At 69.8% G+C, this 14,386-nt stretch carries 13 protein-coding genes; 6 read left to right on the top strand and 7 right to left on the bottom strand.

Annotation, left to right across the window (positions count from 1 at the left end):
- Positions 1-11: 11 nt before the first annotated feature.
- On the top strand, positions 12-1,202 hold the full coding sequence (locus tag EPO51_RS27610) for a Gfo/Idh/MocA family protein (protein ID WP_293357425.1): 1,191 nt from the start codon (positions 12-14) through the stop codon (positions 1,200-1,202).
- Here EPO51_RS27610 and EPO51_RS27605 read toward each other — a convergent pair.
- Together EPO51_RS27605 and EPO51_RS27600 are read right to left on the bottom strand one after the other, a co-directional pair.
- Positions 1,161-1,916 carry a PIG-L deacetylase family protein gene (locus tag EPO51_RS27605; RefSeq protein ID WP_293357423.1) on the bottom strand — a complete coding sequence of 252 codons (756 nt, stop codon included), beginning with the start codon at positions 1,914-1,916 and terminating at the stop codon, positions 1,161-1,163. The genes EPO51_RS27610 and EPO51_RS27605 overlap by 42 nt on opposite strands.
- Positions 1,916-2,341: an Lrp/AsnC family transcriptional regulator gene (locus tag EPO51_RS27600; protein ID WP_293357421.1), complete on the bottom strand. Its 426-nt coding sequence runs from the start codon at positions 2,339-2,341 to the stop codon at positions 1,916-1,918. Before EPO51_RS27600 ends, EPO51_RS27605 begins: the two co-directional genes overlap by 1 nt.
- Before the next feature lie 121 nt (positions 2,342-2,462).
- Between EPO51_RS27600 and EPO51_RS27595 the strand changes: the two genes are divergently transcribed.
- From EPO51_RS27595 to EPO51_RS27575, 5 genes are all read left to right on the top strand, one after another.
- On the top strand, positions 2,463-3,575 hold the full coding sequence (locus EPO51_RS27595; protein WP_293357419.1) for a saccharopine dehydrogenase family protein: 1,113 nt from the start codon (positions 2,463-2,465) through the stop codon (positions 3,573-3,575).
- Between the two features lie 3 nt (positions 3,576-3,578).
- Positions 3,579-5,102, top strand: coding sequence for an L-piperidine-6-carboxylate dehydrogenase (gene amaB / locus EPO51_RS27590; protein WP_293357417.1), 1,524 nt, complete (start codon positions 3,579-3,581; stop codon positions 5,100-5,102).
- 218 nt (positions 5,103-5,320) lie between these two features.
- Entirely contained in the window at positions 5,321-5,587 is a 267-nt protein-coding gene (locus EPO51_RS27585; RefSeq protein ID WP_293357415.1) for an Ada metal-binding domain-containing protein, read from the top strand.
- A gap of 77 nt (positions 5,588-5,664) precedes the next feature.
- On the top strand, positions 5,665-6,615 hold the full coding sequence (locus EPO51_RS27580; protein WP_293357413.1) for an AAA family ATPase: 951 nt from the start codon (positions 5,665-5,667) through the stop codon (positions 6,613-6,615).
- 10 nt (positions 6,616-6,625) lie between these two features.
- Positions 6,626-7,987, top strand: coding sequence for a vWA domain-containing protein (locus EPO51_RS27575; protein ID WP_293357411.1), 1,362 nt, complete (start codon positions 6,626-6,628; stop codon positions 7,985-7,987).
- Here EPO51_RS27575 and EPO51_RS27570 read toward each other — a convergent pair.
- The 5 genes from EPO51_RS27570 to EPO51_RS27550 form a co-directional block, all read right to left on the bottom strand.
- Positions 7,965-9,461 (bottom strand): MFS transporter, encoded by a 1,497-nt coding sequence (locus tag EPO51_RS27570; RefSeq protein WP_293357409.1) that lies wholly within the window; start codon positions 9,459-9,461, stop codon positions 7,965-7,967. The genes EPO51_RS27575 and EPO51_RS27570 overlap by 23 nt on opposite strands.
- Before the next feature lie 85 nt (positions 9,462-9,546).
- The gene (locus tag EPO51_RS27565; RefSeq protein WP_293357407.1) at positions 9,547-10,998 is read right to left on the bottom strand and encodes an MFS transporter; all 1,452 of its coding nucleotides are present in this window, start codon (positions 10,996-10,998) and stop codon (positions 9,547-9,549) included.
- A gap of 84 nt (positions 10,999-11,082) precedes the next feature.
- Positions 11,083-11,655 carry a class I SAM-dependent methyltransferase gene (locus EPO51_RS27560; RefSeq protein WP_293357405.1) on the bottom strand — a complete coding sequence of 191 codons (573 nt, stop codon included), beginning with the start codon at positions 11,653-11,655 and terminating at the stop codon, positions 11,083-11,085.
- Positions 11,656-11,678: 23 nt separating this feature from the next.
- On the bottom strand, positions 11,679-13,904 hold the full coding sequence (locus EPO51_RS27555; protein WP_293357403.1) for a xanthine dehydrogenase family protein molybdopterin-binding subunit: 2,226 nt from the start codon (positions 13,902-13,904) through the stop codon (positions 11,679-11,681).
- A 3-nt stretch (positions 13,905-13,907) separates the two neighbouring features.
- Positions 13,908-14,372: a (2Fe-2S)-binding protein gene (locus tag EPO51_RS27550; RefSeq protein ID WP_293357401.1), complete on the bottom strand. Its 465-nt coding sequence runs from the start codon at positions 14,370-14,372 to the stop codon at positions 13,908-13,910.
- Between the last annotated feature and the right edge of the window lie 14 nt (positions 14,373-14,386).

Raw genomic sequence — 14,386 nt, 5'->3', positions numbered from 1 at the left:
ATCATGCGCCCATGACCACCTACCGCATCGGCGTGATCGGCCTTGGCCAGCGCATCGCCCACGTGCTCGCCGCCATGAAGGAGGTGGGCTGGGACCTCGACGTCGTGGGGCACGCGGACCCGGCGCCCGTCGGCGCGCCGATCCTGGCGACCGCTGGCATCCACGCCGGCCGGGCGTTCGACAGCCCTGCCGAACTGCTGCGCGCCGGCCCGTTCGACCTCCTGACGCTGGGCGCGCCGAACCACCTGCACTTCGAGCACCTGATGCTGGCGCTGGACGCGGGCGTCCCGATCTTCGCCGAGAAGCCGATCGTCCGCACCGAGGACGAGACCGAGGCGCTGGCGCGGCGCCTCGCGGGCGCGTCCCCGCCCGTCTACGTCGGCCTGGTCATGCGCTCCCTGCCCATCGTGCGCGACGTGCTGGGCCGCGTGGACTCCGGCGACCTGGGCGAGATCGTCTCCATCGACGCCACCGAGCACCTGGCGCCCGACCACGGCGGCTATATCGCCCGCAACTGGCGTCGGAAGCAGGCGTGGGGCGGCTCGTACTTCCTCGACAAGGTGGTCCACGATTTCGACGTGTTCGGACGCCTCGTGGGCGCCCGGCCGGAGCGCGTCGCCAGCTTCGGGGGCCGGCGGATCTTCACCTCGGAGCGCCGCGAGCCGCCGCGGACCTACGAGGACGGCTCGGACGCCTATGTCCTGCGAGACGCCGGCTGGGGGGCGGCCAACGACGCCTTCCAGTCCGACATGGACGTCACCGATCACCAGGTGGCGATGATCGAATACGCCAACGACGTGCGCCTCTCCTTCCACGCCAACAGCCACACGGCGCTCACCGAACGGCGCTGGTACGTGGCCGGGACCGAGGGGACCCTGATCGCCGACCTGGTGCGTAACAAGCTGATGGTCCGGCGCGCCCTGTTCCGCGGAAAGCCCGAGAAGATCGAATACGGCGGCGTGACCGCCGACGCCCACAACGGCGCCGACCAGGCCATGGCGCTGGACCTGCTGGCGGCGCTGGAAGGCCGGGGGGCGTTCCCGGTGACGCCCTACGAGTCGATGGAGGCCGGCCTGACCGTCATGGCCATCGACCGCGCGATGGAGGAGCGCCAAGTGGTCGAGTGCGCGCCGATGTGGGCCCGTTTCGACGCCGCGCGCTCAGGGGTTGGCGAGCAGCGCCTCGCCGACGAGGTCCTGTAGCGCCGCAGCCTTCGGATAGGGCGGGTGGCGGTACTGGCGGAAGCCCTCGGCCAACTCGACGCCGAAGTCCGAGCCCACGCGGCGGCTCCAGGCCTCCATGTCGGCGCCCAGGTCGGCGATGCCGTGCTGGCGCAGGACCCAGGCCTGCTGGCTCCGGTGCTCGGCCAGCATCGCCCGTTTGGTCGCGAAGGTCGCCCCGATGTCCACCGCGAAGTCGCGCTTCAACCGCGCGCCGTCCCGGTCGCGGCCGCCGATGGCGTCGGTGAAGTAGAGCGCCGGAATGGCGTCGAGCGCCGCGGCGGGCCCGGTGCGGTAGTTGGCCACCGGCGCGGCGAAGCAGGCGTCGCGGACCAGGAGGCTGACGGCCTCATGGTCGGGGTGGTAGTCGGCGAGCGACCCGGTGATGACCACGTCGGGCCGCGCCCAGCGGACCAGTTCGGTGACCGCGCGGCGCGAGGCGTCGTCGTTGAAGACGCCGAGGTCGGGGAAGCCCAGGCAGCGGTAGTCCGCCCCGATCCGCGCCGCAGAGGCCGCGGCCTCCGCCTGGCGGATGCGGCCGGTCTCGGCCGGGTCGAACTCGGCCGAGCCGCCCTCGCCCGCCGTTGCGGTGACGATCCGGATCGTATGGCCCCGGCCGGCCATCAGCGCCAAGGTCCCGCCCATCAGGATCTCGACGTCGTCCGGATGGGCGTGGACGGCGAGGATGGTCGCCATCAGCGGTCGAACTTGGTGGAGAGGACCAGGGAGGTGTTGGTGCGCTCGACGCCCTTCACCGCCCCGATCTCGTCGATGGTCGCGTCCATCTCGGCGACGCCCGCGGCCTCGACGGTCGCGATCATGTCGAAGGGGCCGCTGACCGATTGCAGCCGGCGCACGGCCGGCATCCGCTTCAGCGCTGCGGTGACCGCCGCCGCCTGCTTGGGCTCGACGGTCAGCATGATGAAGGCGTGGACGCGGCCGGCCTCGTAGGCCCCGGCCAGCCGGACCGCATAGCCCGCGATGATCCCCGAGCGCTCCAGCTTGGCCAGCCGGCTCTGCACCGTGGTGCGTGAGAGGCCCAGGGCGCGGGCCAGTTCGGCGACCGGCGCGCGGGCGTTGTCGCGGAGCCGGGCCAGCAGGTGTTCGTCCAGGTCATCCATCGGCGTTCCGCACAATCCAGTCGGCGATCCGCCCAGAATAGACCCGCATATCGCCGGGGCGCCAATTGTATATGGCCGCAGACCACCGGATTCTGGGTCGAAGTCAGACAGGGATCGTGGAATGCGCAAGGTAGCAGTCGTCGGGGCCGGTAAGATCGGCTCCACCGTCGTGGATTTGCTGGTCAGCTCGGGCGCCTATGAGGCCCTGGTGATCGACCAGTCGGCCGAGGCGCTCGCCGAACTGGGCGGCCGCGCGGGCGTCGACACCGCCGCCATGGCCATCGACGACCCCGAGGCCCTGGCCGCCCGGATCGCGGGCTGCTTCGCGGTGGTGAACTGCGCGCCCTACCACCTGACCACCGCCGTCGCCCGCGCCGCCAAGGCCGCCCAAGCCCACTACCTGGACCTCACCGAGGACGTGGCCGCCAGCCGGATCGTCCGCGAGCTGGCCGTGGATTCCAAGACCGCGTTCATCCCGCAATGCGGCCTGGCCCCCGGCTTCATCACCATCGCCGCCTGGGACCTGATCAAGCACTTCGACCATCTGCACGACGTTCGCCTGCGGGTCGGAGCCCTGCCCCGCTATCCGTCGAACGCGCTGAACTACAACCTCACCTGGTCCACCGACGGGGTGATCAACGAATACTGCGAGCCCTGCGAGGCGATCACCAACGGCAAGCTGCGCGAGACCCCCGCCCTGGAAGAGTGCGAGGAGTTCGCCCTGGACGGCGTCACCTACGAGGCCTTCAACACCTCGGGCGGCCTGGGCACGCTCTGCCACACCCTGGACGGCCAGGTGCGGAACCTGAACTACAAGACCATCCGCTATCCGGGCCACGCGGCGATCATGAAGGCGCTGCTGAACGACCTGAACCTGCGCAACCGCCGCGACGTGCTCAAGGACATCCTGGAGAACTCGGTCCCGGCCACCATGCAGGACGTGGTCATCGTCTTCGTCACCGTCTCGGGGATGAAGAAGGGCCACCTGATGCAGGAGACCTACGTCAACAAGGTCTTCTCACAGGAGATCGGCGGCGAGCTGAAGAGCGCCATCCAGATCACCACCGCCGGCGCGATCTGCGCGGTGCTGGACATGCTGACCGACGGCTCGCTGCCCACCGAGGGCTTCATCCGGCAGGAAGACATCCCGCTGCACGCCTTCCTCGCGAACCGCTTCGGGCGCTATTACGCGCAGGACGAGGTTCTCCCCCAGCTTCGCGCCGCCGCCGAGTAGACCATGACCGTGCAATCCAAGATCACCTCCGCCTCGGCGGAAGCCGCCGCCGTTCTCGGCCGTCTCGGCGTCGCCGACACCCTCTGGACCGGAGGGAACCGTCCCGTCCGCTCGCCGGTGACCGGCGAGGTGATGGCCCATGTCCACGACGCCTCGAAGGCTGACGTCGACGCCGCCATCGAGGCCGCCCACGGCGCCTTCCTGGCGTGGCGTAACGTGCCGGCCCCGCGCCGCGGCGAGTTGGTCCGCCTGCTCGGCGAAGAGCTGCGCGCGGCCAAGGCCGACCTGGGCGCCCTGGTGACCCTAGAGGCTGGCAAGGTCACCTCGGAGTCCCTGGGCGAGGTCCAGGAGATGATCGACATCTGCGACTACGCCGTCGGCCTGTCGCGCCAGCTCTTCGGCCTGACCATCGCGACCGAGCGCCCGGACCACCGGATGATGGAGACCTGGCACCCGCTGGGCGTGGTCGGCGTCATCTCGGCCTTCAACTTCCCCGTGGCCGTGTGGTCGTGGAACTCGGCCCTGGCCTTCGTCTGCGGCGACGCCTGCGTCTGGAAGCCGTCGGAGAAGACCCCGCTGACGGCGCTGGCCGTCCAGGCCCTGTTCGAACGCGCCTGCGCCAGGTTCGGCGAAGTCCCCGCCGGCCTATCGTCGGTGGTCATCGGCGGCCGCGAGGTGGGCGAGGCCCTGGTCGACCATCCGAAGGTCCCGCTGGTCAGCGCCACCGGCTCGACGGCCATGGGCCGCGCGGTCGGCCCCAAGCTGGCCCAGCGCTTCGCCCGCGCCCTGCTGGAGCTGGGCGGCAACAACGCCGCGATCATCGCGCCGACCGCGGACCTGGACCTGGCGCTCCGCGGCGTGGCCTTCGCGGCCATGGGCACGGCCGGCCAGCGCTGCACGACGCTTCGCCGGCTGTTCGTCCATGAGAGCCAGTACGACGCCTTCCTGCCCCGCCTGAAGGCGGCCTACGGCTCGGTGAAGGTGGGCGATCCCCGCGAGCAGGGCACGCTGGTCGGCCCGCTGATCGACCAGGCCGGGTTCGACCTGATGCAGAAGGCCCTCTCCGACGCCAGGGCGGCCGGCGGCAAGGTCACCGGCGGCGAGCGGGTGGAGATGGGCGAGGCCTTCTACGCCCGCCCGGCCCTGGTCGAAATGGATGCCCAGGCCGACGTCGTGAAGCGCGAGACCTTCGCGCCGATCCTCTACGTCATGAAGTACCGCGACCTGGACGAGGCCATCGCGCTGCAGAACGACGTGCCCCAGGGCCTGTCGTCGTCGATCTTCACCAACGACATGCGCGAGGCCGAGACCTTCATCTCGGCGCGGGGCTCGGACTGCGGCATCGCCAACGTCAACATCGGCCCCTCGGGCGCCGAGATCGGCGGGGCGTTCGGCGGCGAGAAGGAGACCGGCGGCGGCCGCGAGGCGGGCTCGGACTCCTGGAAGGCCTACATGCGCCGGGCCACCAACACCCTGAACTACGGCAAGACCCTGCCGCTGGCCCAAGGCGTGCAGTTCGACGTGTGAGCCGCTTCCAAAGCTCCTCCCCCGTCTAGAAGGGGGAGGTGGATCGACGCCATCGGCGGCGAGACGGTGGGGGCGCAAGGCGGCCCGCTCCGAGCTTCCGGCCTCGCGCCCCCTCCGTCAGCTTCGCTGACACCTCCCCCGCTTCGCGGGGGAGGAGCAAGGGGCATCAGCGGCCGGATGTCGCCAGACCCCGGCCGCCGCCCGCGCCATCATCGGGAATGTTCCGCCTGATCGGCCCCGACGGCCGGACCTATGACAGCGCCACCCCGGGAATCCTCGGCGGCCATCGCCGGCTGAAAGGCTATGGCCGGCTCGACTGCCCCAGCGCCCTGCGCTGGCTGGCCCGCGGCCATTACGCCCGCCATCGGGTCTTTTTCGCCGACGAATCCGCCGCGATCGCCGCGGGCTACCGGCCCTGCGCGCGATGCCTGCCGCAGCGCTATGCAGAGTGGAAACGGGATCCGGCGGGCTTCGGCGCGTCATAACTCAAACGGTCGTTTGCCTGCGCGCGGCGCGCTTGGCACAATCGGGCTTTCAGAGCTTCATTTCGAAAGACCGTATTTTGACGATTTCCCCCCCGGCGGCGGCCAACGCCGCCGACCCGCTGGCTTCTGTCGACACCCTGATCGAGGGCCTGGGCTCGGTCGGCTATATCGCCTCGCGCCGCATCGCCACCGCGCTCTTCATGGCCGTGAAGCTGGAGAAGCCGATCCTGGTCGAGGGTTCGGCCGGCGTCGGCAAGACGGAACTGGCGCTCTCCACCGCCACCCTGCTCGGCCTGCCGCTGATCCGAATGCAGTGTTACGAAGGTCTGGACGAGTCCAAGGCGCTGTACGAGTGGAAGTACGGCAAGCAGCTCCTCTACACCCAGATCCTCAAGGACCGGATGGGCGAGGCGCTGGCCGACGCGCCCGACATGGACGCCGCCATGGACCGCCTGCACGGCATGGGCGACCTGTTCTTCTCCGAGCCCTTCCTGGAACCGCGGCCGCTGATGAAGGCGCTGCGCCACGACGACGGCTGCGTCCTGCTGATCGACGAGGTCGACAAGTCGGACGAGGCGTTCGAGGCCTTCCTGCTGGAGGTGCTGTCGGCCTACCAGGTCTCGGTGCCGGAGCTGGGGGTCATCAAGGCCAAGACCCCGCCGCTGGTGTTCCTGACCTCGAACAACGTCCGCGACCTGGGCGACGCCCTGAAGCGCCGTTGCCTGCACCTGCACATCCCGCTGCCGGAAGCCGCGCTGGAGGAGCGGATCGTCGCGGCCCGCGTGCCCGGCATCGAGGCCAAGCTGACCCGCGAGCTGGTGGCCTTCGTCCAGACGCTTCGGACCATGGACCTGCGCAAGTCGCCGTCGATCTCCGAGACCGTCGACTGGGCCCGCGCCCTGGTGCTGCTGCACGCGGGCAGCCTGGCGCCGGAGGTGGTGCGCGACACCCTGAACGTGATCCTGAAGTTCGAGCAGGACATCACGGCGGTGGAACCGCAGGTGGTGGAACTGCTGCACAGGCGCTAGCGGGGCGGTAATGCAGCACACCCTCGAACAGTTCTTCCGGGCGCTGCGCGCCGCCGACGTCCGGGTCTCGCCGGCGGAGGCGATCGACGCCAGCCGGGCCGTGGCCGTGACCGGCTATGGCGACCGGACCCTGTTCCGCGACGCCCTATGCTCGACGCTGGCCAAGTCCGCCGAGGAGGTGGACCGGTTCGAGAGCGTGTTCGAAAGCTTCTTCAGCCGCGACGCGGTCGGCATGCCGCCGCCATCCGCCTCGGAGCAGGGCGAGCCGTCCGAAGAGGACATGGCGGCGACCGAGAGCTCGCCCCTGGCCCAGGCGGTGCTGCAGGGTGACAACGCCCAGATCCAGCAGTCGATGGAGGAGGCCGCCGCCCGCGCCGGGGTCGCCGACATCCGGCTTTCCACCCAGCGCAGCCGCCTGACGCGGCGCCTGCTGGAGGAGATGGGCCTGGAGGAGATCGAGCGGATCATCGCCAACGCGCGCCGCATGCCGAACGGCGAGGGCCAGGGCCTGGCCGACCGGCTGGACCAGGCGCGCCGCGACCTGTTCACGGAAGCCCAACGGTACGTCGCCCGCCAGCACGACCTCTACGCCGCAGGCTCCGCCCGCGAACTGCGCGAGGAACGGCTGGCCAAGAAGCAGCTCAACGCTGACGGCGGGGTCGACCCGGTCGACTACCAGCTGATGCAGGCGCTGGTGAAGAAGATGGCCAAGCGGCTGGCGACCAAATACGCGCGCCGCCGCCGCGCCGCCCAGAAGGGCCACTTGGACGTCCGCAAGACCCTGCGCCGCTCCATGGCCCACGGCGGCATCCCCTTCCAGATCGAGTGGAAGGTGAAGAAGATCGACAGGCCGTCGATCGTGGCGATCTGCGACGTGAGCAAGTCGGTGGCCGCCGCCGCCCAGTTCCTGCTGACCTTCCTCTATTCGCTGAACGAGGTGGTCGACCGGATGGACGCCTTCGCGTTCTCAGGCCGGCTGATCAGCGTCAACGACGTGCTGGACGACAACGCGGTGGAGGGCGCGATCCTGAAGGTGCTGCAGGAGATCGGCTTCCAGCAGACCGACTACGGCCGCTCACTGCAGGACTTCGCCGAGCAGCACCTGGACAGCCTGGACCGACGGACCACGGTGATCTTCCTGGGCGACGGACGGTCGAATTTCGCCGACCCGCGCCTGGACATCATGCGCCAGATCCACGACCGGTCCCGAGCGGTGATCTGGCTGAACCCCGAGCCCGAGAGCTACTGGGGCCAGGGCGACAGCGTCATGAACCGCTACGCCCGCTTCTGCCACGTGGCCAAGCAGTGCGGCACCATCGAGCAGCTGGAACGCATCATCGACGACGTGCTCAGGAGCTACGTCCCGCACTGACGTCGGCGGCCCGCTTGAGCTTCAGCGCGACCGTAAGCTCGTCGTGCCGCCGCCGGGTGATGGCATAGGGGGCGAAGATCAGGCCTCCCAGGATACAGAGAGCGGCCGGGAGCGGTCCCCAGGCGAGGGCCAGGCCGCTCAGGACGCCCTCGGGGACCAGCGCGTCCACCTGGCGGCCGACGTCCTTCGGGAAGTGCATGAGGTCGAGTGCGAAGCCTCCGACCATGCCGCCGATACCGGCCGCCGCCTTGCCGGCGAAGCCGAGGCCGGAGAAGAACAGTCCTTCGCGGCGGGCGCCGTACAGGTGCTCGTGCTCGTCGGCGGCGTCGGCCATCATCGAGGGGATCGCGATGAAGATCAGGCCGGAGCCGACTCCCACCACGAGATTCATCAGCATCAACGGCGGCAGGGCCTCTGCGCCCGTGGGCGCGAACAGGCCCAGCGCCCGGGCCACCGGCAGGGTGACCCACGCCCCGATCACCATGGCGAAGCCCAGGCCCACGACGCTCTTCTTCTCCAGCCAGCGCAGCAGCAGGGGTGTGAGTGGAACGCCCGTCAGGATGCCGGCCAGGAAGACATAGGTGATCACCTGGATCGTCTCGGGCCGCAGCTTCCAGACGAAGACGTAGCTGTGGTTGTTGAGCGCCGTGCTCACCCCGGCGGCGCTGGTGAAGAGCAGCATGGAGAAGAAGAGGATCCGGAAGGATCGATTGCGGAAGATCTCCACGAGCTCGCCGACGAACCGCCCCATCATGGGCGCCGGCGGGGTGCTGGGCTGCGGCAGGGAGGCGGCGTAGCGCCAGACGCCGGCGCACGAGATCAGGGCGCCGGCGAGCACGAGGGCCGCGGTCGTCCAGCCGAACGCCGGATAGCGGTCCGGCCGCTGGAGGCCGCCCGCCCCGGCGAAGAACACGGAATAGGCCAGGGCGGTGATCAGGACCGTGACCAGGATGCCGGCCAGGAGCCGGAAGGCGACGATGCGCGAGCGTTCCGCATAGTCGTCCGACATCTCTCCGCCGAGCGCGAAGTAGGGGATGTTGTACATCGAGGCGAAGCCGCGGACGCCCATCTTCGTCAGGGTCAGCCAGCCGAAGAGCAGGAAGGGCGAGAGCCCCGAGGGCGGGGTGAACAGGAGGCCCATGGTCAGCATGGTCAGGGGCCCCGCCAGCAGCATCACCGGCAGCCGCCGCCCGAACCGCGACCGCACGCTGTCGGACCAGGAGCCGATCAGCGGATCGGCCACGGCGTCGAGGCACATGCTGATCGCCAGCGCCGCGCCGACCAGGCTGCCCGACAGCCCGAGCACCGCCGTGTAGTAGAAGAAGATGAAGGTGTTGATCGCCAGATAGCCGGACTCGACGAACTGCCCGATGCTGTAGAAGAACTTCACAGCGGCGGGGGGCCGGAGTTCGCCCCGATCCAGGGTCGCCGGAGTCGCGACGGCCTCGCCGCCTATGCCTTCCACGACCGCCACCTGGTTCCTCCCGTGCGGTTCTTGTTGAAGGAACGGTATCCCCCTGCCGGGGCATGGCAACCGTGACCCCACGTCACGGGGCGGGCTATTCCGCGGCGGCTCCCCGGCGCAGCCGCAGGGCGGCGGACACCTCGGCGTGGCGGTGGCGCGAGATCGCATAGGCCGTGACGATGGCCATGGAGGCCAGGACCATCAGGGCGCCGAGCGGTCCCCAGGCGAACAGGACCCGGTCCTGCAGCGCCTCGGGCAGGACCAGCCCGACCTGGCGGCCGGCGTCCTTGGGGAAGCCGATGATGTCCAGGGCGAAGCCGGAGACCAGGACACCCAGGCCGGTGGCCGCCTTGAAGGCGAAGCCCAGGCCCGCGAAGTAGAGCCCTTCGCGCCGGCGCCCGAACAGGTGCTCGTGCTCGTCGGCGGCGTCGGCCATCATCGAGGGATAGGTGATGGCGCAGAAGCCCGCGCCGACGCCCGCGACCGCAACCAAGCCCGCGACGAGGGGCAGGGCCGGAGCCCCCGAGAGGTCGACCAGCCCGAGGATCCTGGGCGCGCCCAACAGGATCCAGGCGCCGGCCACCAGCCCCATGCCGATCAGGACCACGGTCTTCTTCTCCAGCAGCCGCGCGACCACCGGCGTCAGCGGCACGCCCACGAAGAGCCCGCCCAGGAAGGAAAAGGTCACCGTCTGAATCATGTCCGGCTGGAACTTCCAGACGAAGACGTAGGCGTGGCTGTTGAAGGCCGAATTCACGCCGACGGCCGTGTAGCAGATGGCCGCCGAGAAGAAGAGGGCACGGAACGAGGCGTTGCGGAATATCTCCAGCACCTCGCCGGGAAGCCGTCGCAACAGGTGCTGGCGGACCGGCGCCACGCTGGGCAAGGCGGCGGCGTAGCGCGCCGAGCCCACGGTCGAGATCAGGGTCGAGGCGGCGATCAGCGCCGCCACCGTCCAGCCGAAGGCCGGGTATCCGTCCGGCTTCTGGAGGCCGCCGTCGCCCTTGAAGAAGACCGAGTAGGCCATCCCCGTCATCCCGCCCTGGGCCAGGATCCCGAAGACCGTACGCCAGGCCACCACGCTGGAGCGATCATGGTAGTCCGACGACATCTCCGCGCCCAAGGCCACGTAAGGCACGTGGAACATCGACACGAACGCCCGGACCGCCATGGCCCAGCCGGCGAGCCACGCGAAGAGCGCCAGGTCCGGCAGGCCGGGCGGCGGCATGAACAGCATGCCCACGGACAGCCCCATCAGAGGGCCGCCGAACAGCATCAGCGGGATGCGCCGGCCGAACCGCGACTTGAGATTGTCGGACCAGGACCCGAAGAACGGATCCACCACGGCGTCGGCGCAGAGTCCCAGGAACAGGGCGGCCCCGACCAGGCTGCCCGACAGCCCGAGGACGGCCGTGTAGTAGAAGAACACGAAGGCCACCGCCGTGATGAACGACGACTCCCCCATGTTCCCAAGGCCGTAGAAGAACTTCACGGGGATCGAGGGCTTTCGCCCCGCCGCCGCGATCCCCTCTTCTGCGACCGCCAACTGTATCTCCCGCGCGGGTCTTCCGGCGCCGGACGGTATCGGTTGTGCGCGGCGTGGCAACCCTGGCGACGGGGCGCCGCGCCGTCAGGCGGCCGGAGGATCCTTGTGGGCTTCCAGCGTCATCCGATACTCGTTCGCCACATTGTTCTCGCGCCGGACCAAGTTGCGGACTTCGGCCTCGGAGAGCGCGCCGTCCCTGAACTGGGTGGCGAACGGTTCGTCCAGGACCGTCATCTGGCCGGTCATTCGGAAGTCGACGCCAAGGTAGAGCGCCAGGGGCGTGTTCGAGAGCCCCTTGGCGCGCCAGGCCTCGTTGAGCTGCCGGTCGAACAGCTTCAGCATCTGCGGAAGGATCGGCCGCACGTGGGTGGGATCGCCCAGGAAGTTGTCGTGGCGCGGGTGCGGCACGTGGATGTGGATCCGGCAGCCGGGCTTCGAGATCCGGTAGAGCTCCTGCATGATCGCCAGGAACACCTTGGGGTCGCCCCCCATGTGCTCCAGCGAGTGGATGAAGAACACCTCCTCGGCGCAGTCCGACGGCCAGGGCCAGGGGGTCTTCTCCAGGTCCCAGATCTCGTCGGCCGCCGACCCCGACGAGGAGTCGACGTTGACGCAGCCCGGCTTCTTGTTGAGGCCGCAGCCCATGTTGAACTTCATCGACGGGGTACGCTCGAGGTCGTTCAGGCTTTCAGCATGTCGGGCGTGATCGGCAGGCTGCGGACGCGTTTCCCGGTCGCGGCGAAGATGGCGTTGGTCAGGGCCGGGATCGCCGGCGGCAGGGCGGGTTCGCCCAGGCCGGTCGGGTTGAACTCCGTCTTCAGGAACTTCACTTCCACCGGGCACGCCTCCGAGATCCGCATCAGCGGGTAGTCGGTGAAGTTGCTCTGTTCGGCGGCCCCGTTGGCGATGGTGATCTGCTGGTGCAGCGCCTCGGAGATGCCGTCCAGCACCGAGCCCTGCACCTGGTTGAGCGCCCCGTGCGGGTTGATGATCTGGCGGCCTACGTCGGCGGCCACCCAGACCTTCTTCGCCTTCACCGCGCCTTCCGCCGACACCGCCACATGCGCCACCTCGGCGAAATAGCCCTGGTGGCTGTAGTAGCAGGCCACGCCCATGCCCTCGCCCTTGGGCAGCTTGCCGCGGTTCGCCCAGCCCGACATCTCGCCGACGGCCTTCAGCACCCCGCGCATGCGGCCCGCGGCATAGGCGGCGGGCGCCTCGCCCACCACGTCCTTGTCGCCCAGCAACTTGATCTGGAACGCCAGCGGGTCGGCGCCCGCCGCGTGGGCCATCTCGTCGATGAAGGACTGGAAGGCGAAGGCGAGCGCGTTGGATCCGGGCGCCCGCAGAGGCCCGGTGGGCACGCCCAGCGGGATGGTGCTGACGTCGTAGCGCAGGTTCGGCACGAAGCGGGCCGGGAACTCGGCCGCCGACATGCCGGCGCTGGGCGCCGTCGGGCCCGTGCCGCTGGCGAAGGTCACGAAGTGGTCCTGCAGCGCGGTCAGGTTCCCCTGCGCGTCGAGCCCGCCCTTGAAGAAGTGGAAGCCGGCCGGGCGGTAGTGGTCGTGCTGCATGTCGTCTTCGCGCGTCCACACCAGCTTGACCGGCGCCTTGGCCTCGCGGGCGATCCAGGCCGCCTCGACCATGTAGTCGTTCGCCAGCCGGCGGCCGAAGCCGCCGCCGCCGCGGACCATGTTCACGGTGATGTCCTCGGGCTTCATGCCCAGGGTCTTGGCGCAGAGCTGGCGGCCCGGCTCGGGGAACTGGGTCGGCGCCCAGACCTCCAGCTTGCCGTCCTTGAACTCGGCCGTGCAGTTCTGCGGCTCGAGGTTCGCGTGGCTGAGGAAGGGGTAGGCGTAGGCCGCTTCCACGGTCTTGGCCGCGCCTTTCAGCGCCGCGTCCACGTCGCCGTCGTTGCGGGCGTTGCGCAGCGGCTTGCCGGCGTTCAGCGCGGCGGCCTGCTCGGCGTAACCCTTGCTGGACTGGGCGCCGGTGGGATGTTCGGCCCACTTCACATTCAGCTTGTCCCGGCCCTTCTTGGCCGCCCACCAGTTGTCGGCCACCACGGCCACGCCCGGCATCAGGCCCTGGCCGATATGGCCGCCCGCCGGCGCGAAGGCGTCGTCGGCGCCGGCCACGATGAAGGCCGCCTTCACGCCCTTCACGGCCTTGGCGGCCTCGAGGTCGGCGCTGGCCACCTTGGCGCCGAACACCGGCGCCTTGACATAGGTGGCGTACAGCATCCCCGGCCGGCGCTGGTCGATGCCGAACAGGGGCTGGCCCGTGACGATCCTGGCCGTGTCGTACTGCACCACCGGCTTGCCGACGATGCGGTAGTCCTTGGCGTCCTTCAGGGCCACGGTCTTCGGATCGGGCGGCGTGACGTTCGCGCAGGCCATCGCCAGCGAGCCGTAGGTGCGCTTCTTGCCGGACGGCTTGTGGATCACCTCGCCGGGAACGGTCGTGCAGTCGCCGGGGCCGCAGTTCCACGCCGTCGCCGCCGCCTGGATCAGCATGGCGCGCGCCACCGCGCCCACGCGGCGCAGGTCTTCCCAATGCATCGGCGTGGCCATGCTGCCGCCGGCGAACTGGCGGCCATAGGTCTTGGGATCGTTCGGCGCCATCTCGATCCGCACGTCCTCCCACGCCACGTCGAGTTCCTCGGCGATCAGCATGGGCAGCATGGTCTTCACGCCCTGGCCCACGTCGGGGCTCTTGGCGAGGATGGTCACCTGGCCGTTCGGCGCCACGGTCACGTAGGCGTTGAGAGGCTTGGCGACGTCGTCCTGGGCCTCGGCCCTGGAGGCCATCGAGAACGCCAGCGTGAAGCCGCCGGCGCCGACCGAGGTCAGGATCTCGCGGCGGTTCGCCCCCCGCACGGCAGAGGTTTGGTCATGGAAGGTCATGGCTCAGACTTCCTTCTGGCCGGAGGCGCGCTTGATGGCCGCCCGGATGCGGACGTAGGTGGCGCAGCGGCAGATGTTGCCGTTCATCGCCTCGTCGATCTGGGCGTCGGTGGGCTTGGGCGTCTTGGCCAGCAGGGCGGTGGCCGACATGATCTGTCCAGCCTGGCAGTAGCCGCACTGGGCCACGTCCAGCTCGGTCCAGGCGGCCTGCACCTTCTTGCCGACGGGATGGGCGGCCATCCCCTCGATGGTGCTGATCTTGGCCTTGCCGACGCTCTCCACCGGGATCTGGCAGGAGCGCATCGGCTGGCCGTCCACATGCACGGTGCAGGCGCCGCAGGCCGCGACCCCGCAGCCGTACTTGGTTCCGACGAAGCCCAGGGTGTCGCGCAGCGCCCAGAGCAGCGGCGTGTCGCCGTCCACGTCGGCGCTGACCGCCTTGCCGTTCACGTTGAGGGTATAGGCCATGCCGCGTCTCCGCC

It is taken from the genome of Phenylobacterium sp. (assembly GCF_004297125.1).
GTDB lineage: Bacteria > Pseudomonadota > Alphaproteobacteria > Caulobacterales > Caulobacteraceae > Phenylobacterium.
Note: the sequence above shows the minus strand (reverse complement) of the source record. Positions and strands in the feature narration are given on the sequence as shown.